The organism is Nocardioides aurantiacus (assembly GCF_003752505.1).
In the GTDB taxonomy this organism is placed as follows: Bacteria; Actinomycetota; Actinomycetes; order Propionibacteriales; family Nocardioidaceae; genus Marmoricola; species Marmoricola aurantiacus.
Window position 1 is genome coordinate 2692180 of sequence record NZ_RKHO01000001.1, and the last position, 13363, is coordinate 2705542.

17 protein-coding genes are annotated in these 13363 nt (G+C 67.0%); 16 read left to right on the top strand and 1 reads right to left on the bottom strand.

What is annotated here, in order from left to right:
- Nucleotides 1-5: 5 nt before the first annotated feature.
- The 14 genes from EDD33_RS12980 (at nt 6) to EDD33_RS13040 (ending at nt 8164) form a co-directional block, all read left to right on the top strand.
- Complete coding sequence (locus EDD33_RS12980) at nt 6-1406, top strand: phage portal protein (protein ID WP_170169814.1); 1401 nt, start codon at nt 6-8, stop codon at nt 1404-1406.
- 91 nt (nt 1407-1497) lie between these two features.
- Complete coding sequence (locus EDD33_RS12985; protein ID WP_123391371.1) at nt 1498-2142, top strand: hypothetical protein; 645 nt, start codon at nt 1498-1500, stop codon at nt 2140-2142.
- A gap of 81 nt (nt 2143-2223) precedes the next feature.
- Complete coding sequence (locus EDD33_RS12990) at nt 2224-2880, top strand: hypothetical protein (protein WP_123391372.1); 657 nt, start codon at nt 2224-2226, stop codon at nt 2878-2880.
- A gap of 51 nt (nt 2881-2931) precedes the next feature.
- On the top strand, nt 2932-3309 hold the full coding sequence (locus EDD33_RS12995; protein ID WP_123391374.1) for a head decoration protein: 378 nt from the start codon (nt 2932-2934) through the stop codon (nt 3307-3309).
- Between the two features lie 17 nt (nt 3310-3326).
- Nucleotides 3327-4358 carry a major capsid protein gene (locus EDD33_RS13000; RefSeq protein WP_123391375.1) on the top strand — a complete coding sequence of 344 codons (1032 nt, stop codon included), beginning with the start codon at nt 3327-3329 and terminating at the stop codon, nt 4356-4358.
- Complete coding sequence (locus EDD33_RS20080) at nt 4358-4501, top strand: hypothetical protein (RefSeq protein ID WP_170169815.1); 144 nt, start codon at nt 4358-4360, stop codon at nt 4499-4501. The genes EDD33_RS13000 and EDD33_RS20080 overlap by 1 nt, the downstream gene beginning before the upstream one ends.
- Before the next feature lie 15 nt (nt 4502-4516).
- Nucleotides 4517-4897 carry a Gp19/Gp15/Gp42 family protein gene (locus EDD33_RS13005; protein WP_123391376.1) on the top strand — a complete coding sequence of 127 codons (381 nt, stop codon included), beginning with the start codon at nt 4517-4519 and terminating at the stop codon, nt 4895-4897.
- Between the two features lie 3 nt (nt 4898-4900).
- On the top strand, nt 4901-5356 hold the full coding sequence (locus tag EDD33_RS13010; RefSeq protein ID WP_281274166.1) for a DUF6093 family protein: 456 nt from the start codon (nt 4901-4903) through the stop codon (nt 5354-5356).
- 187 nt (nt 5357-5543) lie between these two features.
- The gene (locus EDD33_RS13015; protein WP_123391378.1) at nt 5544-5936 is read left to right on the top strand and encodes a hypothetical protein; all 393 of its coding nucleotides are present in this window, start codon (nt 5544-5546) and stop codon (nt 5934-5936) included.
- Entirely contained in the window at nt 5933-6319 is a 387-nt protein-coding gene (locus EDD33_RS13020; protein WP_123391379.1) for a hypothetical protein, read from the top strand. The genes EDD33_RS13015 and EDD33_RS13020 overlap by 4 nt, the downstream gene beginning before the upstream one ends.
- A gap of 47 nt (nt 6320-6366) precedes the next feature.
- Nucleotides 6367-6576 (top strand): hypothetical protein, encoded by a 210-nt coding sequence (locus tag EDD33_RS13025; RefSeq protein ID WP_123391380.1) that lies wholly within the window; start codon nt 6367-6369, stop codon nt 6574-6576.
- On the top strand, nt 6576-7106 hold the full coding sequence (locus EDD33_RS13030) for a phage tail tube protein (protein WP_123391382.1): 531 nt from the start codon (nt 6576-6578) through the stop codon (nt 7104-7106). Before EDD33_RS13025 ends, EDD33_RS13030 begins: the two co-directional genes overlap by 1 nt.
- A gap of 84 nt (nt 7107-7190) precedes the next feature.
- Nucleotides 7191-7802, top strand: a complete 612-nt coding sequence (locus tag EDD33_RS13035; protein ID WP_123391383.1) for a hypothetical protein — start codon at nt 7191-7193, stop codon at nt 7800-7802.
- 110 nt (nt 7803-7912) lie between these two features.
- Complete coding sequence (locus EDD33_RS13040) at nt 7913-8164, top strand: hypothetical protein (RefSeq protein WP_148077081.1); 252 nt, start codon at nt 7913-7915, stop codon at nt 8162-8164.
- On the opposite strand, the gene EDD33_RS13045 is transcribed toward EDD33_RS13040, so the two are convergent.
- The gene (locus EDD33_RS13045) at nt 8161-8451 is read right to left on the bottom strand and encodes a DUF2510 domain-containing protein (RefSeq protein WP_123391385.1); all 291 of its coding nucleotides are present in this window, start codon (nt 8449-8451) and stop codon (nt 8161-8163) included. The two genes, EDD33_RS13040 and EDD33_RS13045, sit on opposite strands and share 4 nt — an antisense overlap.
- Before the next feature lie 74 nt (nt 8452-8525).
- On the opposite strand from EDD33_RS13045, the gene EDD33_RS13050 reads away from it, so the two are divergent.
- Both EDD33_RS13050 and EDD33_RS13055 read left to right on the top strand, forming a co-directional pair.
- Nucleotides 8526-11549: a hypothetical protein gene (locus tag EDD33_RS13050; protein ID WP_123391386.1), complete on the top strand. Its 3024-nt coding sequence runs from the start codon at nt 8526-8528 to the stop codon at nt 11547-11549.
- The gene (locus EDD33_RS13055) at nt 11536-13362 is read left to right on the top strand and encodes a DNRLRE domain-containing protein (RefSeq protein ID WP_123391387.1); all 1827 of its coding nucleotides are present in this window, start codon (nt 11536-11538) and stop codon (nt 13360-13362) included. The genes EDD33_RS13050 and EDD33_RS13055 overlap by 14 nt, the downstream gene beginning before the upstream one ends.
- The last annotated feature ends 1 nt before the right edge of the window (nt 13363 follow it).

Sequence of the window (13363 nt, forward strand, 5' to 3'; positions counted from 1 at the left end):
CCGCTGTGCCGCTGACCAAGGATGAGACGGACACACTCCTTCGCCTCAAGTCGCGTCTCGACCGTGACGCCCGCGACCACTGGGTCAACAACCAGCGGGTGCCGGGGTTTAAGTCGCTACGGCACTACTACGACGGCCTCCAGCGCCTCGAGCAGCTGGGTCTGGCGGTGCCGGAGGATCTGCGGAAGTTCACGACGATCGTGGCGTGGCCGCGGACCTACGTGGATGCCGTGGTCTCTCGTCTTCGCCCGCAGGGGTTCCTGCTCGACGGTGAGGCGGACGCCGAGATGTGGCGCCGCTGGCAGGCCAACAACCTCGACGGCGAGTTCCGCATGGCGCTGGTCGACATGCTGGTCTGTGGTCGCGGGTACCTCTGTGTCGGCACCAACGAGGACGACGCCGGCACGCCGCTCATCACGGTCGAGTCGCCGCTGGAGATGATCCACGAGTGGTCGAACCGCTACCGCAAGGTGACGGTCGCTGCCCGCTTCTACTCCGAGGACGTCGCTGGCCGCAAGGTCCCGAAGGCTGTCCTGTACTACCCCGACGCCACCATCTGGATCACGATGGAAGCCGGCCAGTGGGAGCAGGAGGGCGAGCGCGACGAGCACAACCTCGGCCGCGTCCCCGTGCACCCGCTGGTCAACCGCGGCACCTCCGACGACCGCTATGGCACGTCGGAGATCATCCCCATCATCGGCCTCACTGACGCCGCCGCTCGCGCGCTGACCAACGCCCAGGTCGCGACCGAGGTCATGGCACTTCCCCAGCGGTACGCGGCCGGCATGACGGCTGCGGACTTCAAGGACCCGGACACGGGTGAGGCGCTGAGCGCCTGGGAGTCCTACTTCGGTGCGGTGTGGGCCACGTCGAGCAAGGACGCCAAGTTCGGGCAGTTCTCTGCTGCGGACCTGAGCAACTTCAAGACGATCGTCGAGATGTACGCCGGTCTCGTTGCGAACGTGACCCGTCTCCCGATGCGCTACTTCGTTCTTCGCGGCGGTAGTGGTGACGCCCCCTCTGAGGGCAGCATCCGCGCAGAGGAGGAGGGCCTGATCGGGATCTGCGAGGAGAAGCAGGAGTTTGCCTCGGATGGCCTCGAGGACACTCAGCGGACCGCCGACCGTCTCGTCACTGGCGAGATCGACCTGCTGTTGGTCGAGATGGTCACTGATTGGCGCAGCCCGGCCACCCCGACGCTGGCCCAGGCTGCCGACGGTGCCGTGAAGCTCCATGCACAGGGCTTGTTCTCTCGGCGTGAGGCGCTGCGCACGATGGGCAAGTCTCCCAAGCAGATCCAGGTCATCGAGACCGAGCTGCGCGAGGAAGCCTTCGACCCCATCACGGCTGCACTCGCGGCCCAGGTGACTGGCAATGGCAGCACAGCCCCCGCCGTCAGCCAGTAGCCACTACGCCACGTCAGCCCTGGTTGCACAGCAGGCCGCCGCCGCTGCGCTGAAGGTTCGCCCCCAGGGGGCCGCTGCTGTCGCAGGTCTGGTGAACACCTATCAGGCGACACAGGCACTCCTCTCGGAGCGGGCTGTCGCGCAGATGCTGGTTGAGCAAGAGATCGCGGTCGAGGCCGAGGCGATCCTCAACTCGTTGGCGTTCACCACCGATGTGCAGTCGTTCACGGCGATGGCTGAGCAGACCGACACGGACGCCGAGTTCGAGCGGCTGGTGGCGTCGCTGGTGCAGGACGCCGGCCGGGCGGCTGAATCCGTCTCGGTGGCGGTCCGCGAGGACGTCCACCACGTCCGCTTCGTCTCGCTCCCCTGTTGCTCTCGGTGTGCGCTACTTGCAGGTCGGGTCTACCGCTACTCGGACGGGTTCCTACGACACCCGAACTGCGACTGCTTCATGATCCCCACGACGGTCGCGAGCCCCTTGCGTCAGAGCCCCGAAGACCTGGCTGCCACCGGCCAGGTGCGAGGACTCTCGAAGGCTGACACCGCGGCACTCGCAGCTGGTGCCGACATGGGCCGCGTCGTCAACGTGCGAGCCAAGTCCGCCGGCCTCAAAGAGGCGGGGCGCGTCCTCGCCCGCGCGGGTCGCCCAACGCCCGAAGGCATCTACCGCCTGGCCGGGACTGACCGAGACGAGGCGGTCGCCCTGCTCGCCCAGTTCGGCTACATCCGCTGAATCTTCCCGCCTTTCGGCGGAAGGCGTCACGTCCGCGCTCAAGGACGGTGCAGCACCTGACGAGGTTACGGAGCCACGCCCATGAAGAAGACGCTCACCCCTACCCTGTCCGCGTTCGCGCGCGGCGAGGCAATCCAGCCGATCGGCTTCCTGCCGAACGGACGCCCGGTCTACCCGATCGCTGGCGGTGCAGAAGATCCCCCGGTCGACCCCCCGGCGGACAAGACGTTCACGCAGGCCGAGGTTGACGCGATCGTGCTCAAGCGCGCTGAGCGTGTGGCCGCAGACAAGTTCCCCGACTACGCCGACCTCAAGGCCAAGGCCGCACGGGTCGACGAGCTCGACGCCGCCAACGCGACCGAGCTCGAGAAGGCCGTCGCTAAGGCGCGCGCCGAGGGTGCGGCCGAGGTTCAGTCCTCAGCCAACACGCGCCTGGTCAACGCCGAGGCCCGCGCCTTGGCGGCCGAGCAGAAGTTCCGCAACCCGGGCCTCGCCGTCAAGGCGATTGACCTGCGTGACGTCAAGGTCTCCGACGACGGAACCCCCGACGCGGCGGCCATCAAGACGCTCCTCGCTGATCTGGCGAAGGACGAGCCCTACCTGATCGACGAGGGCAAGAACACTCCCCGCCCCGACCCCACCCAGGGCGGCGGGCAGGGGAGGCCCAGCAAGGCCGCGGATGGTCTCGCTGAGGCAGAACGACGTTTCGGCAAGCAGCGCGCCGGGACGCAGCAGTAAGCGGATCGGTACCAGTCCGTCCGCCTCAACCCCAAGTAGTTAGGAACCCACATGACTGACATTTCTGTCGTCAGCACGGGCTACCAGGCGGAGAAGCGGAGCTGGCTCCTGAGCCAGCACGGCACGGACCCTGGCGCCAACCCCGGCATCACCCTCGACGCCTCACTGTTCACGGCGGGCACCCACTTCCCGAACGGCTACCTGCCGTCCGGGACCGCGATCTCCCCCGCGGGTGGGCCGTACTCGGGCACCGGCGCCTGCGCCGGCATCCTGTTCAGCTCGGTGCGGTTCGCGACCCCCACGTCCAAGGTCGGCGGCGCTCTCGTGCGTCACGGCTTCGTCAAGACGAGCAAGCTCCCGTTCTCGTCCGGCACCGGTTCGCTCGGTGCTGGCGGCGCGGCTGCCCTTCCGCTCATCGACTTCTCCTGATCGGAAGGAACTGACTCATGGCTATCGTCTTCGACGGTCCGGTCACCCCGGACGCTCTCACCACGTTCGTCCGCGAGGTCCCCTCGCCGGCCGACCAGGTGCTCAACACCATCCTCCCCGACCGCGTGCTCAACCGGAACACGGTCGACCTCTCGGAGTTGACCCGCACCAACCGGACCGCGCGGTTCCGGGCGTTCGACGCTCGCCTGCACGTCTCCGAGCGGGACACTGTGGCGACGAAGCAGGTCAAGCTGCCGCCGCTGTCGTCCTCGGTGAGTGTCGGTGAATTCGAGCGTCTCCAGCTGGAGTTCGCCCGGCTCGGCGGCACCAACCAGGCCGCGATCGTGGACGCCATCTACGACGACGCGACCAACCTGACCCGCGAGGTTCGCGCCCGCATGGAGCAGGCTCGAGGTGACGTCCTCACCGACGGCAAGTTCACGCTTGCTGGCGAGGGCAACCTGACGATGGAGGCCGACTTCGGCGTCCCCGCCAACCACATCGTGGCCCCGGCCACCCTGTGGTCGAACGTGGCGTCGGCGACCATCATCGCCAACCTCACGGACTGGGTGAACGTCTACGTCGCCACCAACGGCTCGCGTCCGACCGGCATGATCGTCTCCACCCGGGCGATGAACTACATGCTCCAGAACGCCGAGATCCGCAGCCTGGCCGCCAGCCTGGCCGGCGCTCCCGGCCTGGTGACCCGTCCGGCTCTGGACGCGGCTCTGGCTGCGTTCGGCCTGCCGCCCGTGTCGCTGGTCTACGACTCCAACGTGGACGTGGACGGGGTCTCCACCAAGGTCATCCCCGACGACCGGGTGATCCTGTTCGGCGAGAACGTCGGCTACACCGCCTGGGGCATCACCGCCACGGCGCTGGAGCTCGTCGGCGCGGCCGAGACGGACCTGTCGTTCGCGGACGCGCCCGGCATCGTCGGTGTCGTCATCAAGGAGGGCCCGCCCTTCCGTCAGTTCTCCTACGTGGACGCGGTCGGTATGCCGGTCCTGGAGAACCCGCGTCGCCTGCTGATCGCTGACGTCGCCTGATGGCGGCCAGCAAGAAGCTGGCGGTGTACGTCACGGTCGACGGGCAGCAGTACGGCCCCGACAGTGACGTGCCCGCCGAGGTGGCGAAACAGATCGACAACCCCGACGTCTGGGCTCAGGCCGAGAAGTCGGACGGCAAGTAGTCGGGAGGGGGCGTCATGGGTAACCCTGCAACGGTCGAAGACCTGGAGATCCTGTGGCGCCCCCTTGCTGACGATGAGCGCGACCGCGTCCAGGCTCGTCTGGATCGGACGTGGCGCGCGCTCGTCGCTGAACTGCCCGGCCTTGAGGCTCGGATCGCGTCGGGCGAGGTGGCCGCGGAGACGGTCGCCGACGTGGTGATCGACGCCTCGCTGCGGGTGCTGAACAACCCCGAGGGTCTGACGACGTTCGATGAGTCGATCGACGACTACAAGCATGCCGGCACGTACGGCGAGCGGTCACAGTCGAACGACCTCTACTTCACCGCTGCCGAGCTCCGGCGCCTGTCGCCGCGGTCGGTCGGCGGCAGTGCGTTCACCATCACTCCGGGGCGCTGACCGATGCCACCGATCCCGGTCACTCCTACCCCCACGGTGGCAGCACCTGGGCCGACTGATCGACTCGTTGCGCACGCGCGTCGTCGAACCGAGTCCCGAATGACGTCCCGCGTCACCATCCACCGCGAGACCTACCCCGACCCCCCAGAGACTGACGCGGCCGGCTTCACGGTCCGCAGTTTCACCACGATCGCCACCGACGTCCCGTTCCGTCTCGCCAGCCCCCGCAGCACCACGGGCTCGAGGACGTTGCGTGTGGGCGACTCCGAGGTGGAGATCGCCACGCAGGAGGGTCACCTGCCCACCTGGCAGACGGACCTCGCAGACCGCGACCTGCTGCGCGTCACGGCTGGCGAGCACGCCGGCCGGTGGCTGCGTGTCGTCGAGGCGTCCGCAGCCGATCAGCAGACCGCCCGCCGCGTGCCGGTGGTCGAGGACCAGAAGCCGGAGGTGCTGTGATGGCTGCGCGTCGCCAACGTGTCGAGATCGTGATGCACGACGACTTCTCTGGGCGCCTTGCAAACCTCGCCGACGCCGTTAGGTCAATGGGCGCTGCGGTAGATCGTCGGTCGCGCAACACCCACCGCCTCGACCGGATTGACCGCGCACAGCAGGCCGATCCCCACCGCTGGCCCGGTGATGACTCGTGAGGGTCGTCCGCAACACGCTTGACGGTCTGGAGCGCGACCTCAAGGCCCTCCCCGCCAAGTCCGTCCGCGACTGCAAGGCCACGATGCGACAGGCCGGCATCGTCGGCAACACCGTGGCCCGCGACAATGCCCGAAAGTCGTCTGGCACTCACGGCAAGCTGTACCCGCGTGCGTTCACCTGGGAGACCGGCGCGTACGTCGGCGGCTTCGGTGCGTCGTTCACCGCCACCTACGGCCCGGACGCGAACCGGCCCCAGGGCGGGATGTCGTTCGAGTTCGGTTCACGCAACCAGTCCGGCCCTCACCTTGACCTGGCGCGTTCCGCTGACCTGATGGGTCCGGTCGTGGCGAAGGAAGTCCGCGACATGGTGGACGGCTGGTTCTGGTGAGCGAGGCCAAGAGTCTCGCCGTCGTGATCGCCGCCCTCCGCGCGCAGGGTTCCAACGCCCAGTCGCTCGCTGACCTCAACCGCATGACGACGAAGCCGGAGCGTTACAACCAAGTCGTCCTCACCGAGCGCCCCGAGTCCACCCGCCGCGTCGGTGGCTCTGGTGGCGCCCGTGCGTGGCGGATCTCGATCCTGTCGGTTGGCCGCATCTACGGCGACGCACAGAACGAGCGCGAGGTCGCTCGCCGCGCCCTCAAGGACCAGTTCCTCACCTTCGAGGACGGCTCGACCGCTGGTGTCGGCGTCGACTCCGTGGAGCACGACCCGATCGTGCCTGACGAGGGCTGGTTTAGCGGCTCTTCGAGCTACGTCTTCGACAACTAGCGCCACCCCACCTGTTCGACCAACCAACCCGACAAGGGAGCACAGCCATGCCCGACTATCTGCGTGTTCGCGACAAGAGCACGGGTCACGAGTACAGCGAGATCGCGTCGGTCGTGGAGGCCAACCCCGACGCCTACACCGTGTTCTCGGAGAACTCCAAGGATCACCCGGCGCTCGACCACAACGGCGACCCCGCCGCTCCGGTCTTCGCCAAGGAGAGCGGCCAGAAGGCCCCCACCCAGAAGGAGAGCAACTGATGGCTGCCCCGACTCGCCCCGCTGATGCCAAGTGGTATCTGCGGGAGAAGATCATCTTCGTCCCCACGCTCGCGAACCCGGCCGTGCCGACCGTGACCGAGCTGACCGGCACGTCCTCGCTGGACGTGACCTACATGTTCTACGCCTCGGCCGCAAAGCCGTCGCTGTCGACGAACATGGCGACCGCTCCGAAGCGCGTAGGTGACGGCCAGACGTACCAGTTCGTCGGTGAGTCGCAGGCGTCGATCGGTGAGGTCCGCTATTCGTTCGACCCGCAGTCGGCGGCGCTGGCTGAGGGCCGCAAGGCGTTCGAGAAGTTCCCTGCCGGCACCACGGGCTACCTCGTGTACCGACTGGGCAAGAACCGCGACCTGGACATCACCGCGACCGACAAGGTCACGGTGTACCCGGTGGAGGCCGGCGAGCAGCACGAGACCCCCGAGGGTGAAGGTGAGGGCGCCGTGGTGGCGATCGTCCAGTCATTCGCGCAGACGGGTCCGAAGAAGCTCAACGTGGCCGTCGCTGCCTGAGCCCCTTGACGACGTGCGGCCGGTTGTCGAGGGCCGGCCGCACGTCCCTACCTCGACTCCTCGACCACCTCGACAGGAGTTCCCATGAGCACGAAGGTCACGATCTATGACGGCGACGACAAGGCGCGACTGATCGACCTGCGCCAAAAGGCTGCGGTCGCTCAGGGCCGCTACTTTGAGGCGCTGGACCGCGAGGAGCACGCCCCGCTACGTGCCGGCGATGCGCTGGAGAGCACGAGTTTGCGTGAGGCGTGGGAGAAGGCTGAGGCTGACTTTGACGCTTTCGTCGACAAGGCCGCCGAGCGTGCCACTGAAGTTATCGTCGGCCACATTGGTCGTCGCCGGTTCCGCCAACTGCGGCTCGAGCACCCGCCCCGCACCCACGAGGTGGAGCGCGACGGGGAGACGGTCAAGGAGACGCTGCCCGACGACGTGCAGTTCAACTTCAACACCGACACCTTCCCGTCGGCCCTCTTGGCGTTCGTTGATGTTGACGACCCCAAGGTTCGCACGGTCCTAACGCCAAAGAAGACGCCCGCGAAGATGACGGCGTGGCTTGACGACGAGCTTTCCGAAGGCCAGTTTGAAGATATCTGGGCGGCAGCCTGGACCGAGAACACCGGGGGCGTGGGGCCGGACCCTCGCTTGTTGAAGTTCTCCGACGGTCCCCCGATCTTCGACGAGACATCCGCCTAGGTCGTCTCTACGGCCTCACGGGGTCGCAGTTCGCCGACCTGCCTGACTACGCCGAGATCGTTGCTGACGACTCGGTGCCGCGGTGTCCGACCTGCGGCCTGGACCCCGAGTTGTGTGGCGACGAGCAGCGGGTCTGGTATCCGCACCGCAACGTCTGCTATCGGGATCGGGCGCAGAAGGTCGCCGAACGGAAGTGGCGCGAGCTGCACGCCAAGGAGCCGTTCCACGACGGCACGGGCAAGCGGTGGGCGAAGGAGTATTCGCCGCAGACGCCCTACCACTACGACGACGGCGTGACGGTCAGTGTGCACCCGACGGACCTGTCGCCCGACGACACCTTCCAGACGGAGCGGCAGGCTTAGTAGCCCGAGTTCAGGCGCAGGAACACGTAGAACCATCCGAAGCCGAACAGCAGCGACAGCGTGAGAATCCACCAGGACTCTTTGCGCTCGAGCACGATCCCGACGATGAACCCGCCTATGGGAAACAGGATCGCCAGGGCGAACCCGAGTGCGACCAGCGCCGACTGGTCTTTGGGTGCCGTGGCGGCTTGACCTGGCGCGCGGTGGTTGGTCCAGACCTGTCCGTCCCAGTAGCGCAGTACGCCCTGGGATTCGGGGTCGGGGTGCCAGCCTGCGGGCGCGCTCATGTCGTTGAGAGTAAGCCGCGACCGTTCGCGGCGCTAGAGATCCAACTTCAAATCGACCGACAGGGGGCGCCGAGATGGCCGTGCGCCGCGAGTCCGTCGTATTGGACCTCGAGACGAACTTCCCGCCCGAGGCCGTCAAGGCTGCTGCGGCGATCCAAATGCTCAACGACAAGGTCAAGGGCCTCAACAAGGGTGCGGTCGAGTCGTCGCGCGCTAACCAGCAGTTGGCTAAGTCGGTCGACGAGGTTGGTCGGTCCACGCAGCGAAGCGGCAAGGAGATCGACCAGTTCTCGGGTCGTCTCAAGCTGATCGCGCAGGCCGTTGCCGTCCTCGGTCCCGGCCTGGTCCCGATCGGCGCTGTCGGCATCCCGGCGATCTCCGGTCTCGCTGCGTCGATGGGCTTCGCGGCCATCGCTGGCGGCACGATGATCGCCGCGTTCCAGGGCGTCGGTGACGCACTCAAGGCCGCCAACGAGGCTGCGATCAACCCGACGGCCGAGAACCTGGACAAGGCCCGCGAGGCGATGTCTGCGATCTCGCCCGAGGCTCAGGGGTTCGTGCGGCAGATCCGCGAGATGGCTCCGGCCCTCAAGGGCCTGCGCGACACCGCCGCTGCTGGCATGTTCCCCGGCTTCGTCGAGGGTCTGCGCGAGATCGAAACGGCGCTCCCGAAGGTGGAGCGCATCATCGCCGCCGTATCCGGCGAGCTCGGTGACATCGCGGCTGACGCGGGCGGTTCACTGGCTGGTCCGCGGTGGGCTGAGTTCTTCGACTTCCTGGCGACCGATTCGGCTCCGGCGCTTCGTCAGATGGCTACGGGTGTCGGCAACATCGCTCACGCGATGGCTGAACTGTGGATGGCCTTCGACCCGCTGAACGACGATTTTGGGTCGTTCCTGGTCAACACCACCGGCAAGCTCGATGACTGGGCCTCGAGCCTGTCCGAGACGCAGGGTTTCGCCGACTTCATCAACTACGTCCGCACGACGGGTCCGCAGGTCGCTGAGACGTTCGGCGCCATCGCCAACATGGTGGTGCAGATCGTCCAGGCTGCGGCTCCGCTGGGTGGTCCGGTTCTCGCGGGGCTCGAGGCCGTCGCCAACGTCATCGCGTCGATCGCCGACTCTGACCTCGGTACCCCGATCTTCACCGCGCTTGCCGCCCTAGCGCTCTACAACCGGGCGCTCCAGGCGACCGCGGCGCTGTCCAAGACGGCGTTCTTCGGCGGCGGCACCAAGGCTCCCGTAACCGGAGTGCCGGCGGCGCCTACTCGTCGCCAGCAGCTCACCACGATGCGCTCCGACTACGGCGCAGCGCGCGCTTCGCAGGCACAGACCCGCGCTACGACGTCGGGCATGGTGCCGATCCCGTTGCTCAAGCAGGGCACGGTCGAGTCTGACCGTCTGCGCACTTCGCTCACCGGCATGGGCGCTGCGGCCGGAAAGGCTGGCGCTCTCGTCGGCGGTCTTGCTCTGGCCTCGTCCGGCGCTGCGGACAGCATCGGCGTCACAAACACGGTCTCGCTGGGCCTGCTGGGCACGATGGCTGGCCCGTGGGGTGCGGCGATTGGCACCACGGCTGGCGCGATGATGGACCTTCGCGCCGCCAGTGACGACGTGCGCGACGCGATCACTCGGGCTAACGCAGCCATGTCCGACATGGACGTCTCGGGCATGGCTGCGAGTTACGACCAGATCACCGCCAAGCAGCGCGAGTGGTCGAAGTCGATGAACGATCCGATCAACAACCCGTTCGACATCGGGGCGATTCAGGCTCGGGCGACGATGCTGATGTCGCTGCTGGACGGGACTGCTCGTGCGGCCGAGAAGGCGAAGCGCGAGCTCGCTGGATCGATGAACGCGGGCGCCGCCCTTGGTGCGGCCGGGTCGATTCTCCAATCGCAGGGTCTGCTTGCGAAGGGCATGAACCTCACGGCGGACTCGGCCAAGAAGCAGGCCGCCGCTCTGGCCGCCGCCCGCACTGCTGCGAACTCGACGGGCGCCGCCTTCACTGGCCTCGGTGCCGACGTCAACAACGCCGAGGTGTCGCTCAATGGGTGGCTGCGGTCGCTCGAGCAGCAGAATGCGGCGCTCCAGGGGTTCGCTACCAACAGCATTCGTGCGGCCAACCGCGGCCTGCGTGACGGCCTCATCAAGCAGCTCCAGGCGGCCGGTCCCGAGGGTGCGATGCGACTCAAGCAGCTCGCTAACGCCACCGACCGCGAGATCGGTCGGGCCAACCGGACGTTCGTTCGCGGCAAGCAGGCGGTCGACCAGTACGGCGACGCTGTTGAGCGGAACATGACCGGGTCGGCAGGCAAGGTTGAGCGGTTCTCGGGTGCAATCAAGTCGCTCCCGAAGAAGGTGCAGACCGAGATCCGGCAGAACGGCCTCGAGCGCACCCGGTCGGCTGTCGTGGACCTGACGCGCCGCTACAACCTGACCCCCCGCCAGATTCGCACGCTGATCCGCGAGCAGGGCGGCGCGGGCACGAAGCGTCAGGTCGACGCGGTCATTGCCTCGGCTCGCCTGCTTGATCGTCAGAACCCCAGGCCGCGGCTGAGCGTTCTCGACCAGGCGTCTCGGGCGATCTTTGGCGTGCGGGCCGAGTTGAACTCGTTGAACGGACGGGTAGCCACCTCAACGATCCGCATCAACACGCTTCGAACCACGACGTTCTCGGTCGGCGGGATGCGGGCGTCCGCTGACGGCGGCTCGGTTCCCAAGACGGGCATGCCCTACGCAGACCGCCACCACTACCTGCTTGCTGACGGCGAAGAGGTCATCTCCAACCGTTACGGCCAGGCTGACCGTCACCGCGACCTGTTGAAGGCGATCAACGCGAACCGACTGGCTGACGGCGGGACGGCGTTGGATGCGGTGAAGTCCAGCATCGCGTCGGCGAACCGTGGCGGCGCGTACTACGGCAGCGGGTCGTCTTCGTCGGCCCCGTCGCTGTCCGGCCTGCGGATCTCGGGCCAACTGATGACCCCGTTCGGTCCCGCTGACATCGAGGGCATGATCGTGGACGCCATCGCAGACGACCGTGAGATGACCAGCATGGTCGAGAGGACGGCTCCGGCGTATGGCGGTTACTAAGGTCACGTGCAAGGTCACCGCCTCGACGCGGATTTCTTCGACGAAGCCGACGAGTGCCCTGTCTGCTGCGGCTCAGTCGCAGCTTGCGGTGAAGTCGGGCCAGGCGCATTCGTTCGTGCAGTTCGGCCTCCCCCGCGACTTGGGTGGCTCGGTTGTGCTGTCGGCGAAGTTGCAGCTGTGGGCGACCGGTGTCTGGGGTGGCACGCGGACTTTGACGGCTCAGCGGATCAGTGGTCCGCGGACGTATTCGAAGATGACGTGGAAGAACTCGGTGTCGAACATTCTGGCGGCGGGTTCGACTGCTCGCACGGGTGGTCCGGCGGGTGCGCGCGCCCACGAGATCGACTTGACCGACGACTTCCAGTTGATCGCGTCGGGCGCGAAGTACTACGGCCACCGCATCCTCGGCTCGGAGGACGTGGCGCGGTTCTTCTACGGCCGCACGAACGCCACCCAGTACCCGCGGTTGATTCTGGAGTACGCCCGGGAGACGCCGGCGCCGGCTCAGGTGTCCCCGGATGGTGTGGTGGGTGTCGCTAAGCCGACGTTCACGTGGGCTGCGTCGTCGGACATCACGAAGGTGCAGGCTCAGGCGGATGTGGTGGGCGGTTCGTTCGCTGCTCCGTCGTGGGATTCGGGCGACCTTGTGACGAACCTGGGCAACGTGAACACGAACGCCGCGGGTTGGTCTGGTCTCGCTGACGGTGGGTCGGCTGATCTGCGGTTCCGGCAGTACGGGTCGCTGGGTTGGTCGTTGTGGTCGTTGCCGGTGACGGTGACGCGCGAGGACTACCCGGTGTTGACGACGACGCTGCCGACTCCTGGTGGCACGTCGAACGACCCGACGCCGCAGCACGACTGGACGTTCGCTGGGCAGACGCAGTTCCAGCTCCAGATCCGTGACGCCTCGAACCGGGTGTTGTACGACTCGGGTGTGGTGGCGTCGGATGACGATTCGTGGACTCCGGTGGCGTCGTCGTTCAAGGTGTCGTCGAAGGCGACCCTGACGTCGGTCCTGCGGGTGTGGGATGACGTCGATGGTCGTGTGGCGTCTCCTGGTGACCCTGGGTATGTGGAGCGGCGTTGGTCGTGGACGATCACGCCGACTGCTGCGACGACTGGCGTGACGGGTTTCTCAGCGCAAGTGTCGGCTGAGCGTCCGGTGGTGCGGCTGTCGTGGTCGCGGGCTACTGGTGCGGCTGACGAGTTCGTGGTGTACCGCAACGGTTTGCAGGTGGCGCGGTTCGACGGCGGCGAGCATCAGGTGTCGAGCACGACGTGGCGTTTCGAGGACTGGTCGGTTGAGCCGAACCGGGAGTCGGTGTACAAGGTGCACGCGGTGGTGGCTGGGAAGATGTCTCTGGCGTCGTCGGCGGTGTCGGTGCAGTTCGACCTCAACGGTCTGGTGATCTACGAACCGTTGTCGGGTGCGTGGTTCAACGTGGCGGGCCCGTCTGCTGGCGACAACCTGTCGAAGGGTGAGGCGTCGGTGATGTACCGGAGCCCGTTCGCTCAGGCGCCGATCAAGCGCGTCATGTCGCTGGGTGGTCTGGGTGGCAACGTGAGCGGCTTCTTGCACCCGTACGGCGACCGTCCGGTGCTCGAGCAGCTCGCGGATGTGGCGACGGTGCGGGCGAACCCGACGCGCGAGTGTCGGCTGATATGGGGTTTTGAGAACGTGCCGGTGACGGTGTCGATGCTCAGTCCGGTGTTGTCGTCGGACGCGGTGCGGCCGTCGATGATGCACAAGGTCGACTTCACGGTGGATCAGGTGGACGAGTTCGACACGGACGTGACCGGCGCGGAGGACTGAC

Excerpts from the sequence above, each read along its gene's own strand:
- EDD33_RS12990 (WP_123391372.1), top strand. The coding sequence starts at position 2,224 with ATGAAGAAGACGCTCACCCCTACCCTGTCCGCGTTCGCGCGCGGCGAG.
- EDD33_RS12995 (WP_123391374.1), top strand. The coding sequence starts at position 2,932 with ATGACTGACATTTCTGTCGTCAGCACGGGCTACCAGGCGGAGAAGCGG.
- EDD33_RS13055 (WP_123391387.1), top strand. The coding sequence starts at position 11,536 with ATGGCGGTTACTAAGGTCACGTGCAAGGTCACCGCCTCGACGCGGATT.
- EDD33_RS13035 (WP_123391383.1), top strand. The coding sequence starts at position 7,191 with ATGAGCACGAAGGTCACGATCTATGACGGCGACGACAAGGCGCGACTG.
- EDD33_RS13050 (WP_123391386.1), top strand. The coding sequence starts at position 8,526 with ATGGCCGTGCGCCGCGAGTCCGTCGTATTGGACCTCGAGACGAACTTC.
- EDD33_RS13005 (WP_123391376.1), top strand. The coding sequence starts at position 4,517 with ATGGGTAACCCTGCAACGGTCGAAGACCTGGAGATCCTGTGGCGCCCC.
- EDD33_RS13025 (WP_123391380.1), top strand. The coding sequence starts at position 6,367 with ATGCCCGACTATCTGCGTGTTCGCGACAAGAGCACGGGTCACGAGTAC.
- EDD33_RS13010 (WP_281274166.1), top strand. The coding sequence starts at position 4,901 with ATGCCACCGATCCCGGTCACTCCTACCCCCACGGTGGCAGCACCTGGG.
- EDD33_RS13045 (WP_123391385.1), bottom strand. The coding sequence starts at position 8,451 with ATGAGCGCGCCCGCAGGCTGGCACCCCGACCCCGAATCCCAGGGCGTA.
- EDD33_RS13000 (WP_123391375.1), top strand. The coding sequence starts at position 3,327 with ATGGCTATCGTCTTCGACGGTCCGGTCACCCCGGACGCTCTCACCACG.
- EDD33_RS20080 (WP_170169815.1), top strand. The coding sequence starts at position 4,358 with ATGGCGGCCAGCAAGAAGCTGGCGGTGTACGTCACGGTCGACGGGCAG.
- EDD33_RS13030 (WP_123391382.1), top strand. The coding sequence starts at position 6,576 with ATGGCTGCCCCGACTCGCCCCGCTGATGCCAAGTGGTATCTGCGGGAG.